Consider the following 18,751-nt stretch of genomic DNA (forward strand, 5'->3'; position numbering starts at 1 on the left):
GCCCCCTAGCCGCCGGAGGCTCACAGCAAGCCCGCCCCGCCGCTAACCCGCCTCACTTCACCGGCTTACTATACGTCGGTAAGTTGTTATGCGCCAGGCGGCCGCACGCCGCCGCCACGATGCCGCACACCATATCGTCGATAAAGGTGTTGCACTTGCCGCCGTCGTGGTCGCTGTCGAGCTCGCGGATGATGCCGATTTTCTCCTTGTCGAGGTAGCCGAAATTCGTCAGCGCGATGGTGCCGTACATGAGCGGCACAGCGGTGGCGATGCTCTCGTCTACGCCGAAAAGCCCCTCATCCTGTCCCACAATGTGATTGTACTGCGGATTAAACTCACCGACCTCGACGGCGGTGTCGATCTTGATCGCGAGCTGCAGAGCGTGGTACGTCTGCTGCTTGCGCAGCACCGCGAGAATATGGCGCTCGCACAAACTGCGCTCCATATCCGGGTTATACGGCCGCTGCAGCTGGTCGAGAATGTCGACCATGTCGTCCAGCTTGACGCCGCGCGCTTCGAGCAGCTCCAAATTTTTCTGCGTATAGTCGACCTTGACGTTGTCCGAAATAATGACGGATGCGGTCGAAGCGACAATGGCACAGATTCCTTTGGAGATGAACGATTTTGGCCTTTTTGTCGGGAAAAAGAAGCGGAACTTGCAGTCCATAAAGCCGAACAGCGAAATCGCACCGCTGCCGTACAGCCCGCAAATGGACATCGCGATCGTCCGATGCACGTTGTAGGCCGGATCCTTCATGGAGGCGAGCAGCTCGGGATCGTGCTTGACTTTCTTTTGCAGCTCCATGAGGGTGGACATGACGTTGTAGGTTTCGGTTTTGCTCAGAACCCCCAGTAGGGTGGTCGTAATCAGCTCCGACGGAATCTTGCGAATCCCTTTTATTTCAACAAGCAGTCTGGCGACGGCTTCTTCAATAACAGTTTGCGGATAATGGCTGAAAACTTCTTCGCGGAATTCATTGAAAATGATTGTTTTATCCTTCAGGAATGTTCGCATTGCAGGCGCCTCCCGGTTGTGTTGATAGCAATGATCTTCAGTATAGCATATGAAGGCGGATTGTTGAAAAACCAGGCCTTGATGAAGAATGTCCCATTTTTATGAAAAAGTCGGACAAAGCCGGTCTAAAACGGACAAAGCCCTATATACATAGTAGTACGAAGAGCATCGTACAGGCCGTGATGCCAGCCAAATGCGAGGGAGGAATAAGGAATGAAACATCAACATTGGATTCGTTCAGCCGCAATAGCGGGGGTGATTGTCCTGCTGACCACGGGATGTTCGGTTCTCGGGACGGGTAAAAAAAGCGATATCGACGCGCCGCCGAAAACCGGCACAGAGGCAGACGTCAAAACGACGTCCGCTGCCGTAACAATTGATATGGCAGACGAAAATACGTCACAAATGACGGTGTATGTTCAGGATGCCAAAGGCTTCGTGACACCATTAAGTCTCGGCTTGCCGAAAACCGTGTCTGTCGCCAAAACGACGTTGGAATACATGATCGCCGGCGGTCCGGTGCAAAGCTTGCTGCCAAACGGCTTCCAAGCACTGCTGCCGGAGGGCACGAAAGTCATCTCTTTGAACGTCAAAGCGGATAAAACCGCCGTCGTCGACTTTTCCAAAGAGTTTCTGAACTACGATGAGAAGAACGAGCGCAAGCTCCTCGAAGCCATCACCTGGAACTTGACGAACTTCCCGACCGTCGACAAAGTCCAACTGCGCGTGAACGGGAAGGATCTGACCGAAATGCCGAAAAACCATACGCCGCTCGACACCCCGCTGGCCCGCACGATGGGCATCAACCTGGAAAAGGCGGAGGATGCGGAGTTCGGCCAATCGACACCGGTTACGCTCTACTTCCTGAATCAAAACGATCAAGACTATAAATATTACGTGCCGGTCACCCGGCTTGTGAAACGGACGGACAACGTCGCGCAGGCGGTCGTCGATCAATTGATCAAAGGGCCGGATGCGAAGAAAGGGCTGGCCGCCGTTTTGAATGGGGCGACAGAAGTTAAAAGCGTGAAACCGGCGGCTGACGGCCTGGTCACTGTTGATTTCTCGAATAAGCTGCTCGGCTCCGACCAGAAGGCTTCCGCCGACGCGCTGCAATCCGTGATCTTATCCCTGACTGAGAACACAGGCTACAAGCAAGTGCAGATCAAAGTCGACGGCGCACTCAAAATCACGTCCTCCGACGGTCAGAACTATAATAAGCCGGTTCTAAGACCTGCTCATATTAACCCATCCAAGCTCTAAACCCGTCAGGGTACCGCAACCGACCGCCAACTGCACATCCGTCCAACGACGGGCGAGCGGCTGGCGGTTTGTTGTTTTCAGCCAATTCTGAATTGAGGAGTTTCTGGCTGCCGGGATGCTTTTCTTTTTCTAGTTTGCTACAATGGGGGCATAGCGTCTGCTTCGGCAGGAAGCAACAGGAGGAGATGGCAAGACATGAGAATCGGCGGAAGAACGGATCAGCAGCTAAGACCTATGCGCATTACGCCTAATTATATAAAGCATGCGGAAGGCTCCGTGCTCATCGAAGTCGGCGATACGAAGGTGATTTGTACGGCAACGATCGAGGAGCGGGTTCCCCCCTTTTTGAAAGGCCAGGGAAAAGGCTGGGTGACAGCTGAATACTCGATGCTGCCTAGAGCGACGCAAGTGCGCAACCAGCGGGAAGCGGCGAAAGGCAAGCTGGGCGGGCGGACGATGGAGATTCAGCGTTTGATCGGACGAGCGCTGCGTGCTGTGGTCAATCTGGAGGCGCTTGGCGAGCGCTCCATCACGCTGGATTGCGATGTGATTCAAGCGGATGGCGGCACTCGAACGGCTTCGATTACCGGCGCGTTTGTGGCGATGGCCTATGCGATTCAGAAAGTAGCGACGGACAAACATTTGGCGAAATTTCCAATTACGGATTTTCTGGCGGCGGTCAGTGTCGGCGTGATTGGGGACGCGCCGCGGCTCGATTTGAACTACGAAGAAGATTCGCAGGCGAAGGTCGATATGAACGTGGTCATGACCGGTCAAGGCCAGTTTGTTGAAATTCAAGGGACGGGCGAGGATGCGCCGTTCTCGCGCAAGGAGTTGGATGATCTGCTCGCCTTGGCGGAGTCCGGTATTACGGAGATGATCGCCGTCCAGACGGAAGCGTTAGGTCCTATCGCAGAACGTATAAGAGGTGCTCAGCATGCAGCTGCAAAGTAACATTGTGGTCATCGCCACGCGTAATGAGGGAAAAGTGAAGGAATTTGCCAAGCTTTTTGGGGATAAAGGGTATAAGGTCCGCAGCTTGGCCGATTACACAGATCTGCCGGAGATCGTCGAGAGCGGCGCGACGTTTGCAGAGAACGCGCGGATTAAGGCGCAGACGATTTCGGCCCATCTCCATGTGCCGGTGCTGGCCGACGATTCGGGGCTGTGCGTCAGAGCGCTGGACGGCAAACCTGGCGTGTATTCCGCGCGTTTCGCTGGAGATCAGGCGACAGATGCCCAGAATAATGAGCAACTGCTCCGGGCGCTGAAGGAATTGGCGAACCGCGAGCTGCATCTTGTGCCGGCGGAAGGGGAGCATCCCGAGCTGCTGAGTCCTGCTGCTTTCGTCTGCGCCTTGTCGCTGGTCGATCCGGTTGCGAACGAAGTGATCGAAACCGAGGACGAGTTCCAAGGCTATATCATTGGCGAGCACCGCGGCGAGAGCGGTTTTGGCTACGACCCGATCTTTTACATCCCAGAATTGGGACGTACGATGGCGGAGCTCTCGATTGAGGAAAAAAATGAGCTCAGCCACCGCGCCAAAGCGCTGCGCTCGTTCCTGAATCAGCTCCCGGATATGAGAAAGCCGATATAAGCGCTGCACAACGCAGCATGCGAAAAGCCCGCAACCGGAGTCAGATCCGGCGGAGGGCTTTTTACCATTTATCGAATTGAAATTTTATACGTTCTGAGCCAATAGTCCACTTGGGCCAAATAGGCAAACATCTGCGGTCCCGTCATCAATTGTCCGAACCACGGGAGGTTGAAGTCGTTCGAATCCGAGCTGGCGAGCGCGCGAATTTTGTTCACGTCGATGAACGGCAGCAGGGGAGACGAGGAGTCGTCGAGAATCTCCAGCACCCATTTGCGTACGGCGGCCAAATAATTCGGGTTGTGCGTTTTCGGATACGGGCTTTTTTTCCGTGTCAGCACGTCGTCCGGCAGCACGCCTTTGAGCGCTTTGCGCAAGATGCCTTTTTCCCGGTCGCCCGACGTCTTAATTTCCCAAGGAATGTTCCACACATATTCGACAAGCCTGTGATCGCAGAAAGGTACGCGGACCTCAAGCCCGACTCCCATGCTCATCCGGTCCTTGCGGTCCAGCAGCGTCGGCATGAAGCGGGTAATGTTGAGATAAGACATTTCTCTCATCCGGTTCTGCTGCGTCGTCTCGCCGGCCAGCCGCGGCACTTCGCTGAGCGCCTGCTGATAGCGGTTCGCGACATACTCGACGGGCTTAATCCAATCGACGAAGTCGGAAGCCAGCAGATCGACCCGGTTCGCCAGCTTGAGCGACCAAGGGAACGTATTGGCTTCAAGCGCCTCCGCATTATGAAACCAGGGATATCCGCCGAAAATTTCATCGGCCGCTTCGCCGGAGATCGCGACGGTCGCTTCCTTTTTGATTTCGCGGCAGAACAGATACAACGAACCGTCGACATCGGCCATCCCCGGCGTATCGCGGGCAAGCACGCCCGCTTTCAGCGATTCAACCAGCTCGGGCGTATCGAATTCGATATAATGATGCTCCGTTCCCAGGTGCTCCGTCATTCGCTTAATCCACGGCGCATCGGCGTTCGGCTGGAACAGATTCGCTTTAAAATGCTTGTCGTTGTCTTTGTAATCGACGGAGAACGTGTGCAGCGCGCCCTTGCCACTCGTTTTATAATGGTCGGCGGCGAGCGCCGTCAGCGCGCTGGAATCGAGTCCGCCGGACAGCAGCGTACAGATCGGCACGTCGGATACGAGTTGACGCTGCGCGGTGTCGTTCAGCAGGTGCTGGATCTGCTTAGCGGTTGCGTCAACATCGTCCGCATGCGGCTTGCTCTCCAGCTTCCAGTACGTACGGACGGAGAGGCCGTTGCGGTCGAAAATCGCATACTGCCCCGGCTTCAGCTCGGCCATGTTCCGGTAAATGCCGTGCCCCGGCGTCCGGGCCGGTCCTACCGCAAAGATTTCGGCAAAGCCTTCTGCGCCGACTTCCGCTTTGAAATCGGGATGGGCGAGAATCGCTTTCGGCTCGGAGCCGAATAGAAGGACGCTTTCCTGATGAGAATAAAAAAGCGGCTTTACGCCGAGTCGGTCTCTTACTAATAGAAGGGACTGCTCCTGATCATTCCAGGCCGCGAAGGCAAAAATGCCGTTCAATCGGTCAATACAAGCTTTTCCCCATTCGATAAAAGCAACAAGCAGCACCTCGGTATCGCACGTCGTGCGGAAGTGATGTCCGCGCTGTTCCAGCTCTCTTTTCAGCTCAGGGGCGTTATAGAGCTCGCCGTTATAGACAATGGTATACGTATAGTCGCCTTGTTTGCGAATCATGGGCTGAGCGCCGTTCTCAGGGTCCATGACGCTGAGGCGCCGATGTCCAAGGGCACAATGCTGCGAGATCCAAGTGCCGGAGGCATCCGGTCCGCGCAGGTGGAGCGTTTCCGTCATATTTTCTAGAATCGACGGGTACCCGGTCAAGTCTTTCCGCCAATCGATCCAACCCGTTATTCCGCACATAGACGTTCCTTCCTTTCTTCTCGAAGAGCATAATAATAAAGGGTATGCGTGCGCTGCGCGGATAATGTCTGTCCTTGTCATGTCAGGCGGGCGGGACATTTTTGTGTTTTGGCCCTAGGGCTGTTACAATCAATCTATTACGGCAATTCTATTGACGAAGGTGATGAAGGATGAAAAAGAAGCACTCGAAAGCACAGATCGACTATTTGGCGGCCAAAGAACACTTTTTGCAAATTAGCGCGCAAGCGGATAAGCGCGTGAATGCGCTCCGTGAAGAAGGCAAAGAAGTCGGACAAGCGGAGATGGAGGAGATCATTGAGCGCGTAGGGCTTCATCGTGCGTTCAACGAGTTGACGCATGCGGAGAACGTGCTGATTAACTGGACGCAAACCGCCATCAAATCCGAACCGGAATTTATTCAAAATCGTTCCACATTCGAAGCGTTATATGAAAGAGTCAAAACCGATGTCGAAGCCCGCGGCGCTATCCTTAATTTGGCGATGCGTTTAAATTTGGAGCTTGCGTGACATTCTAAAAGGGTAGTGCCATTCTTTCTTCAGGAGGCGAATGCTCATGGATAGTCATTTCATTAGCAAGCTGCACGACAAGCAGAGGAAAGCCGAGAAGAATCGCAGGACACAAGGTGACGGTCAGACAGGCAAAAACTTGCCTCACAAGATGCACTAATGGCGCTTTCCGAAATTTACTTTATTTTGGAAAGTCGCCTATTGTTCTTCGTGGCACGACAAAAGTCTGCAGGGAGCATAATGCTCTTTGCAGGCTTTTTGCATAGGGCCGGAAACGATATCCAGCATATTCGGACGCTCAACCTTCCATACTAATCAGGCAGTTCAACGCTATATTATAGAAGGAGTGCTGTCACGATGGGTAAAAAGAAAAGTATGGGTCAACAAAATCAAAGCACAGTCGACCATTCGAAGCAATCCTCCAGAGTGCAGTCGAATCTGGATTCTACGGAGCCTGGGCACCATCAGCCGAATCGTCCTTCGGTTTAGGCGACAAGAGAGCCAGACAAATTAACGAGATGAGCTAGTCGCGAACAGCCGCAGAGTCGGCTGTTTTTGCATTTTTGCGGGCGTTTTGCGGAAAATGGAGGGGGCTATTTGCAATTTTAATGATGCATTTGCGTTTTTGCTGATGTTCATGTAACCCGTATCAGCTATAGGCTATGTAATAGAGCCAGACTTTCAGATCGGTGGGACAAGCGCGGTCAGCACGCCATATCCGTAAGCGAGACTCTTCGAAAACTTCGATAGAACGAAGTTTACTCTAATGATACCGAGGTGATTTTATGCGTAGTAAACGGCCAAAATCTTATGTCAGTATGCTGCTTGCCGCAGCTCTGACGGCCTGTTCCTTTCCACAAATTGTATCCGCTTCCAATCCGCCTGTGACGCTGTCGACGGGGTTCGAGTCACCCGATTTTTCAGTCGGCGATCAGATTACGAGCACCAACGCAATAGGAGGCTGGAAGGGCAATGCGTCGGGGACGGGGAATGAATGGACAATCCTTCAAGACGGAGACAACGGGAATGTCATTCAGAGCAATACGACAAGCAGTCTCTATCTTTCCAATGCAACGAAGTCTTTTCCGGCTGACAGTGCATTCTCCGGGCAAATAAAGGACAGCGCTGCGACGGGGGCCGGCGAGCATCCCGGACTGCTTCGATACACGGATAGCAAAAACTTTTATGCGCTTGGCTTGAGCGGAGGTAGTCTGGAATGGCGTGGCAAAGCGAACAATACAACATTGAGCGGCTCAACGTTTCCGGCTGCCGTCTCGGTAGGGAACGCTTGTGAGAACGGCGCCTCGGCAACCTATTGCACGTTGAGCCTTGTAGTGCGCGGAGGCGCGATGTACGGCTCAGTCAAGAACGGACCGGCGCTTGTCGCCAAGGTCAACGACAGCTTGGCGATGTCATCTGTTCCTTACGTTGGGTTCGTGACGCAGAAAGGCGCTGCCAGCTTCGACAACCCCTTCGCCACCGATACGCCACTTGGCGAGCCAAGCGATCTGATCGGCACTTACTCCGGCACGACAATCAATCTTACCTGGTCGGCTGTTGCCGGCGCTGACAGTTACGTCATTCGGCGCGCGACAGACGTTGCCGGTCCTTATCTGTTTGCCGGTACATCCAATACCCCGGCTTTTACGGACACCGGGGTTGCGGCTCCGCTGACATCCTATTATATGGTGAGCCCGTCTATGGCGACGCCGGAAGGCTCGTCGGTGGAAGGGGTTCCATCCTTGGTCTCCATCGGTGAGATGACCTTGACAGGGGCATCCGGCAACAACAAGATCGATCTGAGCTGGAGCGCCTTCGCATCGGCGGCGAGCTTCACGATCTGGCGCAGTACGACAAGCGACAGCGGCTACACACAGATCGGCACGGTCGACAGCGGGACGACGACCTACAGCGATACGTCGGCTGTGAACGGCACAACCTACTATTATAGGGTGCAGGCCATAACCGCAAGCGCTAGCAAAACGCCGAGCCTGACGGTTGGCAATGCCGCGCCTTTGACGACGACGGCCGGTGTGGCGGCGCCGAACCCTCCGACCGGACTGACCGCAGCTGCGGACGGCACAGGGATTATCCTTAACTGGTCTCCGGTCAGCGGTGTGAACAACTACAGCATTTGGCGCAGCGCGACAAGCGGCAGCGGCTACACACAGATCGGCACGACGGCAGATGGCGTAACGACGAGCTATTCGGACATTGGCATCGCCAACGGCACGTACTACTACGTGGTGCAGGCGGTGAACACGGGCGGCTCCAGCGTCAACTCTGCGGAAGCGAGCGCGACGCTGAACGCGGCAACGCTTGGCGCGCCGACCGGCGTGACGGCGACCGCAGCGGGCGACGCGACGATTGCGTTGTCCTGGCAGCCTGTAAGCGGCGCGACCGGCTACGTGGTCTCACGCAGCATGCGGAGCGGCAGCGGCCATATGCCAATCGGCACGGTTGCGGATGGCGGCGCGACGGGTTATACGGACAATGGCGTGGAGAATGGCACCTGGTATTACACGGTGCAAGCTTTGAATCCGGCAGGAACGGGCACTAGCTCTGCGGAAGTAAGCGCGACGCTGACGGCGCCGGACGCACCGACCGGTTTTACGGCGAATGCCAGCGCCGGCACGCAAGTGGCGCTGCAATGGAACGCCGTGAGCGGCGCAACGGGCTACAAGGTACTGCGCAGCACGAAGGACGGTAGCGAATACACGACGGTCGGCACGACGACCGGCGGCGGTGCAACGAGCTTTGCGGATAAGCACATCGCGAGCGGCACGACCTATTATTACGTCGTCCAAGCGACGAATAATGGCGGCTCCAGCGCGAACTCGCAGCAGGCGAGCGCAGCGCCGGTATACACGATCAGCAGTGGCACGACCGTGAATGTTTCGACGGCGGAGCAGCTGGATGCCGCGCTGGCAAGCGCTCAGGCAGGGACGACGATTGTGCTAGCGGACGGAAGCTATACGAAGAACGGTCCGTTCGAATTGAAAGGCAAGGTCGGCACTTTGACGTCGCCGATTACGATCAAGGCGGCGCATACCGGCCGCGCGATCATTACCGGCGCCGCCTATTTGAAGGTGTCGACTGCGTCTGCCTATGTCAACGTGCAGGGGCTGCGTTTTACCAATACGGATAACGCTTCCTTGCTCCTAGATAGCTCGAACAGCATCCGCGTAACGGAGTGTTCCTTCGAACAAATCGAGAATCCGAACAGCGCTACCACCAACATTGCGTATCTACAGATTCGCGGTGCGAACAGCGATTATATTCAAGTCGATCACAACGTATTCGCGAACAAGACGCAGATGGGTCAAGGCATGAGTGTTGACGGCAACGGCGGTTCGGCGATGTCCCAGTATCTTACGATCGAATACAATTTGTTCCGCAACTTCGGCCCGCGCATCGCGAACGGTATGGAGGCGATCCGGCTCGGTCTGTCCGGTGTGTCCATGCTGAGCGGATATGCGGTCGTGCAATACAACGAATTCGATAATACGGACGGCGATCCCGAGAGCATCTCGGTCAAGAGCAGCGACAATACAATTCGCTACAATACATTCCGTAACTCCCAATCGCAGCTGACGTTGCGTCATGGCAACGGGTCGGACGTGTATGGGAATTATTTTATCGGTGATGGCGTGAAAGAAGGGGTTGGCGGCATCCGTGTGTATGGCGTCGATCATAAGATTTATAACAATTACTTTGCGGGATTAACGACGGAAGCGATCCTGGTTGACAGCGGCGATGTTGACCACGGTCCGGCGATTGTGAATTACAAAAATTACGCCAGCGATTTCAACCAGCACTGGCCGGTGTACCGGACGCAAGTCGTGAATAACACGATTGTGAACAGCGCCTACGGCATTATCGTCGGACATCCGCCGTACACGACCAATACGAAATATTTCTATAAACCGATTGACACGATCATTGCCAACAATCTGGTGCAAAATACGACCAACGAGGCTTATCTCGAGACGGTAGACAGCAATACGGTGTACCAGGATAACATCGGATTCACGACGGTGCCTAGCACGCCGGCCCGGACGATCACGGAAGTTCGGAATGTCGATCCGAAACTGGCTTTGCAAGCTGACGGTTTGTACCGGCTTCAGGCTGGCAGCGCGGCCATTGATGCGGCGATCCGCACATATCCGTACGTGCAAGATGACATGGACGGGCAGCCACGCAGCACAGCAGCGGATATAGGCGCCGACGAGTATTCGACAGCGGCGGCAGCAAGACAGCCGGCTGCTTACGTCGGTTATCCGATCTGGCTGAATGCGAACACGATCACCCTACAGGTGGAAGCGGAAAATTATTCATCCCTGCTAGGCGACCTAGCTGTGGACTTTTGCTCGACTTGTTCCGGCGGGCGGCTCATGAAATCGGGCGCTTCGGCAGCGACGACGTCTGCGAGCCTGATGTATCGGTTTGATTTAGCAGGCGAAGGCAGCTATTACGTTCACTTGCTTGGCAGCGGCGCTGCCAGTCCGTCCACGGTGCTCGTGTCTGTGGACGGCGGCCCGGATATGGCAGTGAGCCTGGCAGCCGGAATAGCGGGTTGGGGCTCCACGTCCGCTTCCTTCGCCCTGAGCGCGGGGATGCACGATCTGGTATTGAAGCCGCAGCAGGGCGGCATTCAGCTTGATAAGCTGACGTTGTCCAAGAGCAGCAAGCCGCCGATTGATGCGTCGCTGCCGAAAGCATCGGGTATTCAAGTAAACGGCATAGCGCTGCCTGATTTTGCTCCGGACAAATACAGCTATACCGTGCAGCTGCCTGTAGGCACGCAGCGCGTGCCGATCGTGACGGCGACGAGCGAGGGTGCAGTGGTGGTGACGCAGTCGCCGACGCCGTTCGGCACAGCAGTTGTTCATGTGACTGACCTGTACGATCCTTACCAGGCCACCGATTACACGGTGACGCTGGCGGGGCTGCCGACCTACGGCGTGATTCCAGAACGCCTGCTGCCTTACCCGATTGTCGGGTCAGCGGCCAGCGATTTCAAAGCGCCTTATTCGCACACGAACGCTTTCGACAACAATATGTCGACCCGTTTTGCCGCCAATGGCGAGCAGTGGGCGACGTTCGACCTCGGTCAGGCGAAGCCGGTGAAGTATGTACTCATTTCTTTTTATAATGGAGACCTCGATCAATATCGGTTCGATCTTGAAACATCCGTCGATAACACTGTATGGAACTCGGTTTATTCGGGTTACAGCACTCGCGCCACGTCGAATCTGGAAATGTTCGAGCTCCCGCTGACCGAGGCGCGCTACATCAAGTTCAACGGGCATGGCAACTCGAAGGATGCTTGGAACAATATCGTTGAAATTGTAATTGCCGGACAGTCTCCAGTCGCTTCGGTGCAGCTGAACGTGCCGGATAACCTGAGCGTAGGGCAATCTGCCGCAAGCGTGCTGAGCGCCGTCTATGACGACGGATCGCAGGCACCGCTGGCTCAGGGCGTTGGTTTTACGAGCAGCAATCCGGGCGTTGCTTCGGTTGACAGCTCAGGCATCATTCGTGCGGCAGGCGTCGGCTCGACCGTCATTACGGCGACCTACGGCTTGTTCCAGGACGCGAGAACGTTGGTCGTATCGGCGCCGGTGCCAAGTGATCTGATAGCAGTCTCCGGTGAACCAATCAGCATCACAGACGCGCCTGTCCATATCACGGTACCGTTGGGAGTAACGAATGCCAGCGCGCAAGTTGCTACAGCATCGGAAGGTTCGAATTTAGTTGCAACGCTGCCTCAGGTCGAAGTGGCGGCAGCGACCGCCCTGGGCAATGTGAGCTTGGCGATTCCTAGCGGAACGAAAGTTACGGCTCCATCCACTTGGGATGGGACGATCAAGTTGCCGGAAGTACGAAACAATAGCAGCGTCTCCATCAGCAATGCGACTATGGGCGCGGTGATTGAAGTCGGTTCGCCGGATGTCACATTAACTTTTGACAAAGCGGTGCGTTTGCTCATCCCGAATCAAGGGGGCAAATCGGCCGGATATGTGCGAAATGGCGTGTTTACCCCAATTACTGGCACGATCTCGGCGGATACGCAAGCTGCGGCAGACAGCGAGATTGCTGCTGACGGAGAAGCTGCGATCAAGGTCGGGGCAGATCTTGTGATCTGGACGAAACATTTTACCTTGTTTGCCAGCTATACGCCGGTTGCGCCTGCGCAAGATTCCAGCGGCGGTGGCAGCGCTCCGGTTAACTCGGGATCGATTTCGGCGGCTAGCGGTGGAACGATTACCCTGAACGGCGTCAAAATTGATTTGCCTGCGGGAGCGGGGGATGGCATCATTCAGGTAACCGTCAACAAACTGAGCGACACCTCGATCCTGCCTGCTGACCATGCACGGCAACCGGCAAGCGACGTTTACGAGATTACGAAGAGCAAGGATGGGGATTTTAACAAGCCTGCCGTCATTACATTGCCTTTTGACAAGTCTAAGGTGAACTTCGAGAAATCGACGGTCAGTCTTTACTGGCTGGACGGATCAACGAAGCAATGGGTACAGCTCAGCGACGTGAAAGTGGATGCGGAGAAAGGGACTGTTTCCGGGGCACTGAATCATTTTGGCAAATTCGCTGTGTTGGCTTCAGACAAAGTGAAAAGCGAGCAGCCGGGCGCGGCCGATTTGACCGACCTTAAAGGACACTGGGCTGAAGCCAGCGTGCGGGAATTGGTGAAACGAGGCGCGATCAACGGCTACCCGGACAACACGTTTAAGCCGGACAACGCGATTACGAGAGCTGAATTTGTGTCCGTGATCGTCAAAGCTTTTCATCTTGAGGCAAAAGCCGGCACAAGTTTCGCCGATACGAAAGACCATTGGGCGAAAGAGGTGATTGCGACAGCCGCAGCGCTTGGCGTTGTGACAGGCTATGACAACGATACTTTCGGGCCCGACGCCAAAATAACCCGTGAGCAGATGGCGGTCATCGTGGTTCGTGCCGCCAAATTGCAGGCGGTTTCCGGCAGCGTCAGCTTCCCGGATAGCGGAGCTATATCCGATTGGGCGCGTGCGGCAATGGCTACGGCTGTGGCCGCAGGTTTGATCGGCGGCTATGAAGACGGGACAGTCAAACCGCAGGTTAATACGACTCGCGCGGAGGCGGCCGCCATTGTTCTGCGGGCTCTGCAGCGTTAATTGCATCATTTATAGGTGGTTACGGATCGACTGATGGGTCATATGTATTGTTACCTTTAGTCGACAAACGAGAAGAGCTCTCGGGAATTTAGGTGCTATATAGTTCAGTTTGGCTTTAGGGTGTGAACACGGTGTTATACCGGGTTCGTGCCCTTTAGTCATGCCTTAATACAGATGTATTTGTTTAAGCTCGTGCTTTCTTAAAGAAGCGTCTGTCGCGCTAAACTGGCCAATGCCTGCGATTTAGCAGGAATTTCCCGGAAAAACGGCGTGCACAGTAAAATACCTGCGAAAGGGCAGTTTTCTGGGCGGGATTTGCACCAAAAGAGGGATTTCTCCCAAAATGCCTGCGTAATCGCAGGCATTTCATCGAATCGCAAGGCGGAGAAGGACAATTCCTGCCTTTTTGCAGGCATTGTCACCGGCCGCTCTCGTTCTATTCCCAAAGCCGCGTGAAAAAGGCAATGCCCTTTATCAAGCGACATGTTGCGAAAAATGAACAACAAAAAAACCGCGCATCCGCGCGGTTTTTTTGCACTTCGTTACGTCCCAGGAGGGATTCGAACCCCCGACCGCACGCTTAGAAGGCGTGTGCTCTATCCAGCTGAGCTACTGAGACATCTATCACTTCTTACCTCCCAGCACCGAGGCTGCTTGGCGAAGCAAGAGTTAATATATCACAAGGAGGAAAATGAAGTCAACTCCCTCTTTTAAAATTTTGCAATCACTTAGGGGATCAAGTAAACTGACAAGAGCAGGTTTCACGGAACGAGGTGAAGAGCATAACGGAATCATCGAAAAACAACGTGATTTTATTTCCAAAGACTGCGCAGTATTACGAGGAAGAGCTTGCGAGGCTGCTGCGGCACGAACAATACAGCGACGCGATGCAGCTGCTCGCCTACTTGCTGCAATTCCCGGGGGTGGATCCCGTGAAGCAAGAGCAGTGGGGAGCGCTTCAGCAGTGGCTTCTGACCATGTTTCCAGAAGTGGCGTTTCCGCTAAGTGAGGCGCAGGAGGAAGAGGCTGGGGAAATCGAGTCGGATTTCGTCCGACAGGCAATCCGCGAGAAATCGGCCGTCGACCAAAGCGAATTTACTGCCAAGCTGCAGCAGATGCTGGTGCAAGGAACGCTCGAGCAGCAGGTGAATGCGCTGGAGCAGATGGCTTTTCTCGATCAACCCGAGCTTGGCCCTTTTGTGACGGAGTGGCTGACGGAACGGCCGCGGCATCCGCATATTCAGTTCAAAGCGCTGCAGACGCTTCGGCGAAACGGGGAGCAAGGGACGATCGCACTGCCGAAGAACGGGCAGCAGGTGCTGCTTGATATCGAGGATACGCCGATTTCGCCGGAGGATTTTCCATCCCGGATTCGTGATATGATTCGCAGGATCGGAGACATTAGTGAAATAAGCCAGCCTGATTTTGTGTACTTTGCCAGCCAGACGTGGCAGGAGTTTCTGGCTTACGCCTACGGCACGCCGCTGTATGCCGAACTGGCGCAGGCCGAAGAGAGCGCGGTGGACGTGTGGGCGTCGGCGCTTCATATTATTTTGCAGGAGAAGCTTTTCGGGATGGCGGTACGGGAGGAGCTCCTTGACAATTACGGGATCGTGGACGAGATGACTTTGCCTTGGAAACGGGCGTACAATACGCTGCAAGCGTTTGTAAAGCAGTTCAGCCCTGACCCGGGATGACCCAGAATATCCTGCCAGGCTACTGTCTTGAAATGAAAAAGTTATATGTTATAATAGAGTGGTTATAATGAGCATAACGTGAAAATATATGTCATGGTACATTTTTGGAGGGGAAGGCATAAAATGAAAGCAAGTTGGGAAAAAATAGAGAAGAACGTTGGCGTTCTTGAAGTGGAAGTTGGCGCTGAGCGAGTTGCAGATGCACTCGACAGAGCGTTCAAGAAAATCGTAGCGCGTGTAAACGTGCCAGGTTTCCGTAAAGGGAAAGTGCCTCGTTCCATCTTTGAAGCTAAATTCGGCGTAGAAAGCTTGTATCAAGATGCGCTGGACATCATTTTGCCGGAAGTTTATGTACAAGCGGTGGAAGACGCCAAGATTGAGCCGGTTGACCGCCCAGAGGTTGACGTTGAGCAGTTCGGTAAAGGACAAGTCCTGAAGTTCAAAGCGAAAGTGACTGTGAAGCCGGAAGTAACGCTTGGCGACTACAAAGGTGTTGAAGTTGAAGCGCAAAGTGCAGAAGTAACAGACGAAGAAGTCAACCAAGAGCTTGAGCGTCTGCAACAGCGCCATGCTGAACTGGTTGTTCTGGAAGAAGGACAAGCTGAGAACGGTGACGTTGTTGTCCTTGACTTTGAAGGCTTCGTTGATGAAGTTCCTTTCGAAGGCGGCAAAGCGGAGAAGTACTCCCTTGAGCTCGGTTCCAATTCCTTCATCCCTGGCTTCGAAGAGCAGCTCGTAGGTCTTGGCAAAGGCGAAGAGAAAGACGTTAACGTTACTTTCCCTGAGAACTACCACTCCGACGATCTGAAAGGCAAAGCGGCTGTGTTTAAAGTGAAAATTCACGACATCAAACGCAAAAACTTGCCTGTACTGGACGACGAGTTCGCGAAAGACGTCAGCGAGTTCGACACGCTGGACGAGTATAAAGCTGAACTGAAAACACGCCTTGCCGACCGTAAGAAGCAAGACGCTGAAGCGGCGCTGGAAGCGGCAGTTGTGGAAAAAGCGGCAGCTAACGCGGATGTAGAAATTCCTCAAGCTATGGTTGAGTCCGAGCTAGACATCATGGTGAAAGAGTTCGAAAGACGTCTTCGCTCCCAAGGCATGACGCTGGAGATCTACTACCAATTCTCCGGACAAAACGAAAGCGTGCTGAAAGATCAAATGAGAGAAGACGCGGCTAAGCGTGTTCGCAACAACCTTGTTCTTGAAGCTATCGCGGCTGCAGAAAACATCACAGTATCCGACGAAGAAGTTGATGCGGAACTTGAGAAGTATGCGCCATCCTATCAAAAAACGACAGCTGAGCTTCGCGAATTGTTCGCTTCCAATGGAAGCCTGGAAGGTCTGAGCAATGATCTTGTGATCAGAAAAACCGTAGACCTTCTGGTTCAAAATAGCAAGCATGTTTCCGCAGCTGTGTAAATAAGGTAAGTAAAGGCACGTACGTAAGCAACGTGCCTTTCTTTTACCCTAATTTACGAACGTAGCGCTTCCAAAACATAAGCAAGACCCGCCATACATAGCTGATTTTCGAAAAAATGACTTTGCCGCGCAAACGTGATAAACTGTATGAGAAATCTCATAAAATGAGAGAACTTGGCTATTGCCGCAAAAGGAGTTGGTACAATGAGTCTTATTCCTATGGTTGTTGAACAAGAGGCTCGTGGGGAACGTTCTTACGACATTTACTCGCGTTTACTAAAGGACCGCATCATCTTCATCGGAACGGCGATTGATGACGATGTGGCTAATTTGGTCATTGCCCAGCTGCTATTTCTGTCCGCCCAGGACCCGGAAAAGGACATTCACCTATACATTAACTCACCAGGTGGGTCGGTTACTGCAGGTATGGGGATTTACGATACCATGCAGTTTATTAAGCCGGATGTTTCTACGATCTGCGTAGGCATGGCGGCAAGCATGGGTTCTCTGCTGCTTACAGCCGGGGCCAAAGGCAAGCGCTATGCGCTGCCGAATGCAGAAGTGATGATTCACCAACCGCTCGGCGGTGTGAGAGGTCAAGCGACCGACATTAAGATCCATGCGGATTGGATTATCAAGACGAAGAACAAGCTCAATCAGATCTATGTGGACCGCACAGGCCAACCGCTGGACAAAATTGAAAGAGACACCGACCGAGATAACTTTATGAGCGCTGAAGAAGCGAAGGCATATGGGTTAATCGACGAGGTTATCACTCGAAACGACTTGAAATAAAGGAGTGATCCCATGTTTAAATTTAACGATGAAAAAGGCCAACTCAAATGTTCCTTCTGCGGCAAATCCCAGGACCAAGTTCGTAAGCTGGTTGCCGGGCCGGGAGTTTACATTTGTGATGAATGTATAGAGCTTTGCACAGAAATTGTGGAAGAAGAACTGGGTCATGAAGAAGAGCTGGATCTGAAGGATGTGCCGAAGCCGCAAGAGATTCGCAACATTTTGGATCAATACGTCATTGGTCAAGATCAAGCGAAGAAATCCCTTGCCGTTGCGGTATACAACCACTACAAACGCATCAACTCCCAGAACAAACTGGAAGACGTTGAATTGCAAAAGAGTAACATTGTGCTCGTAGGGCCAACAGGCAGCGGTAAAACGCTCCTTGCGCAAACGCTGGCCAAAATTTTGAATGTACCGTTCGCGATTGCCGATGCTACATCACTAACTGAAGCCGGTTATGTTGGGGAAGACGTGGAAAATATCTTGCTCAAGCTTATTCAGGCTGCTGATTACGATGTGGAAAAAGCGGAACGCGGCATCATTTATATCGACGAGATTGATAAGGTAGCCCGCAAGTCGGAGAACCCGTCGATTACTCGCGACGTATCCGGTGAAGGCGTGCAGCAAGCATTGCTCAAAATCCTGGAAGGCACGGTCGCTTCCGTTCCACCGCAAGGCGGACGCAAGCACCCGCATCAGGAGTTTATCCAAATCGATACGACGAACATTTTGTTTATTTGCGGCGGTGCTTTTGACGGCCTTGAGCAAATTATTAAGCGTAGAATCGGTAAAAAAGTGATTGGCTTCTCTACGGATGGCACGAAAATGGATCTGAAACCAGGCGAATACCTGTCTATGTCTCTGCCGGAAGATCTCCTGAAATTCGGCTTGATTCCAGAATTCGTCGGCCGTTTGCCGGTCATCTCCACCCTCGAGCCGCTGGATGAAGCAGCGCTTGTGCGTATTCTTTCCGAGCCGAAGAACGCGCTCGTGAAACAGTACCAGAAGCTGCTGGAAATGGATAACGTAACGCTGCAGTTCGAGCCGGAAGCGCTTGACGCGATTGCCAAAGAAGCGATCAAACGCAATACCGGCGCCCGCGGTCTGCGTGCAATCATCGAAAGCATCATGCTGGATGTGATGTTCGAGGTGCCTTCAAGAACGGACGTTTCCACGTGTGTAGTGTCCAAGGAAACCGTTCAGAACAAAATTTCACCTGTCTTGACAGCCAAGGACGGTGCGCAGGCTTCCTCCAAGAAGAAGGAAGAAAGCGCGTAACCTTTCAATTTCATCAACCATCATACAGCCTCCAATCCGGTTCTCTTCTACAGGGAACTGGAGCGG

The 18,751-nt window shown here is 53.7% G+C and carries 14 protein-coding genes and 1 tRNA gene; 11 read left to right on the top strand and 4 right to left on the bottom strand.

Going from position 1 to position 18,751, the window contains the following annotated elements:
• Positions 1 to 52: 52 nt before the first annotated feature.
• Complete coding sequence (locus ABE504_RS09980) at positions 53 to 1,015, bottom strand: phosphatidylglycerophosphatase A family protein (protein ID WP_430087720.1); 963 nt, start codon at positions 1,013 to 1,015, stop codon at positions 53 to 55.
• Positions 1,016 to 1,228: 213 nt separating this feature from the next.
• On the opposite strand from ABE504_RS09980, the gene ABE504_RS09985 reads away from it, so the two are divergent.
• The 3 genes from ABE504_RS09985 (at position 1,229) to ABE504_RS09995 (ending at position 3,875) form a co-directional block, all read left to right on the top strand.
• Entirely contained in the window at positions 1,229 to 2,278 is a 1,050-nt protein-coding gene (locus tag ABE504_RS09985; protein ID WP_430087722.1) for a GerMN domain-containing protein, read from the top strand.
• Positions 2,279 to 2,473: 195 nt separating this feature from the next.
• Positions 2,474 to 3,232, top strand: coding sequence for a ribonuclease PH (gene rph, locus ABE504_RS09990; RefSeq protein ID WP_430087724.1), 759 nt, complete (start codon positions 2,474 to 2,476; stop codon positions 3,230 to 3,232).
• The gene (locus ABE504_RS09995; protein ID WP_430087726.1) at positions 3,216 to 3,875 is read left to right on the top strand and encodes a non-canonical purine NTP pyrophosphatase; all 660 of its coding nucleotides are present in this window, start codon (positions 3,216 to 3,218) and stop codon (positions 3,873 to 3,875) included. The genes rph and ABE504_RS09995 overlap by 17 nt, the downstream gene beginning before the upstream one ends.
• Before the next feature lie 68 nt (positions 3,876 to 3,943).
• Here the strand turns inward: ABE504_RS09995 and asnB are convergent, their stop codons facing one another.
• The gene (gene asnB, locus ABE504_RS10000; RefSeq protein WP_430087728.1) at positions 3,944 to 5,788 is read right to left on the bottom strand and encodes an asparagine synthase (glutamine-hydrolyzing); all 1,845 of its coding nucleotides are present in this window, start codon (positions 5,786 to 5,788) and stop codon (positions 3,944 to 3,946) included.
• A 170-nt stretch (positions 5,789 to 5,958) separates the two neighbouring features.
• Here asnB and ABE504_RS10005 point away from each other — a divergent pair, with 170 nt between their 5' ends.
• From ABE504_RS10005 to ABE504_RS10020, 4 genes are all read left to right on the top strand, one after another.
• Complete coding sequence (locus ABE504_RS10005) at positions 5,959 to 6,315, top strand: hypothetical protein (protein WP_430087730.1); 357 nt, start codon at positions 5,959 to 5,961, stop codon at positions 6,313 to 6,315.
• A gap of 46 nt (positions 6,316 to 6,361) precedes the next feature.
• Complete coding sequence (locus ABE504_RS10010; RefSeq protein ID WP_126144549.1) at positions 6,362 to 6,475, top strand: DUF4023 family protein; 114 nt, start codon at positions 6,362 to 6,364, stop codon at positions 6,473 to 6,475.
• Between the two features lie 197 nt (positions 6,476 to 6,672).
• The gene (locus tag ABE504_RS10015; protein WP_430087732.1) at positions 6,673 to 6,804 is read left to right on the top strand and encodes a hypothetical protein; all 132 of its coding nucleotides are present in this window, start codon (positions 6,673 to 6,675) and stop codon (positions 6,802 to 6,804) included.
• A gap of 296 nt (positions 6,805 to 7,100) precedes the next feature.
• The gene (locus ABE504_RS10020; RefSeq protein ID WP_430087734.1) at positions 7,101 to 13,487 is read left to right on the top strand and encodes a chondroitinase-B domain-containing protein; all 6,387 of its coding nucleotides are present in this window, start codon (positions 7,101 to 7,103) and stop codon (positions 13,485 to 13,487) included.
• 200 nt (positions 13,488 to 13,687) lie between these two features.
• On the opposite strand, the gene ABE504_RS10025 is transcribed toward ABE504_RS10020, so the two are convergent.
• A complete protein-coding gene (locus tag ABE504_RS10025; RefSeq protein ID WP_430087735.1) occupies positions 13,688 to 13,993 on the bottom strand; it encodes a hypothetical protein in 306 nt (101 codons plus the stop codon).
• 39 nt (positions 13,994 to 14,032) lie between these two features.
• A tRNA-Arg gene (locus tag ABE504_RS10030) sits at positions 14,033 to 14,106 on the bottom strand.
• Positions 14,107 to 14,260: 154 nt separating this feature from the next.
• Here ABE504_RS10030 and ABE504_RS10035 point away from each other — a divergent pair.
• The 4 genes from ABE504_RS10035 (at position 14,261) to clpX (ending at position 18,685) form a co-directional block, all read left to right on the top strand.
• Positions 14,261 to 15,184, top strand: coding sequence for a hypothetical protein (locus tag ABE504_RS10035; protein ID WP_430087737.1), 924 nt, complete (start codon positions 14,261 to 14,263; stop codon positions 15,182 to 15,184).
• Between the two features lie 123 nt (positions 15,185 to 15,307).
• Positions 15,308 to 16,609 carry a trigger factor gene (gene tig / locus ABE504_RS10040; protein ID WP_430087739.1) on the top strand — a complete coding sequence of 434 codons (1,302 nt, stop codon included), beginning with the start codon at positions 15,308 to 15,310 and terminating at the stop codon, positions 16,607 to 16,609.
• Between the two features lie 204 nt (positions 16,610 to 16,813).
• Positions 16,814 to 17,404, top strand: coding sequence for an ATP-dependent Clp endopeptidase proteolytic subunit ClpP (gene clpP, locus ABE504_RS10045; protein ID WP_126142886.1), 591 nt, complete (start codon positions 16,814 to 16,816; stop codon positions 17,402 to 17,404).
• A 12-nt stretch (positions 17,405 to 17,416) separates the two neighbouring features.
• A complete protein-coding gene (gene clpX, locus ABE504_RS10050; RefSeq protein WP_126142887.1) occupies positions 17,417 to 18,685 on the top strand; it encodes an ATP-dependent protease ATP-binding subunit ClpX in 1,269 nt (422 codons plus the stop codon).
• The last annotated feature ends 66 nt before the right edge of the window (positions 18,686 to 18,751 follow it).

Source organism: Paenibacillus oryzisoli, assembly GCF_050467285.1.
Taxonomy (GTDB): Bacteria; Bacillota; Bacilli; order Paenibacillales; family NBRC-103111; genus Paenibacillus_E; species Paenibacillus_E oryzisoli_A.